General features: G+C 48.8%; 2 protein-coding genes. Both read right to left on the reverse strand.

The features are described from left to right. Nucleotides 1–226, reverse strand: a 226-nt coding sequence (locus R7Q46_RS29305) for an MFS transporter (RefSeq protein WP_318078600.1), incomplete at its 3' end; no start/stop codon positions are given. Continuing rightward, a partial coding sequence (locus R7Q46_RS29310) for a helix-turn-helix domain-containing protein (RefSeq protein WP_318078601.1) occupies nt 223–557 on the reverse strand: 335 nt, incomplete at its 5' end. The genes R7Q46_RS29310 and R7Q46_RS29305, both read right to left, overlap by 4 nt.

The following is a 557-nucleotide window of genomic DNA, read 5'->3' on the forward strand; positions in this document are numbered from 1 at the left end:
GCACTTTCTTGCGCCCTAATGCGTCGGACATAGGGCCATAGATGAACTGGGAAGGGCCAAACCCAAGTAGATAAATACTCACGAGGAGCTGCGCTTGATCGAGTGAAACTGAGAAGTCTTTGGCGATCCAAGGTAGGGAAGGCATCACTAAACCCATGCTCAGTTGGCCAACACTGATGATCAAACATGCCAATAGAATCGTGCGGAAATTGATGGGACGGTTCATGATGATTCACCATCGGCGAATCCGGCATTTTTTCGCGTTCTTAGAGCGCCATCTTCATCAAACTCGCTCAATTTTGCTTTGACTCGTTTAACCGTTGACAAGCTGACATCGCATTGCTCTGCCACGCTTAACAGCGTGTTCCCTTCTAATAGTAACGCCGCGATGAGCCGATGTTTTTCCCGGTCAGCAGGGCGGCCACGGAACTTCTGTTTCCACAAATCTGGTTGATCTTTAATGGCTTGGCGGCCTTGCTCTGCCGCGAACAACCGATGTTGAATTTGTACCTTTCCATAACCTGATAGCAAAGCGAGTAACGTTTTCGTCTGTTCTG

It is taken from the genome of Vibrio sp. 811 (assembly GCF_033339195.1).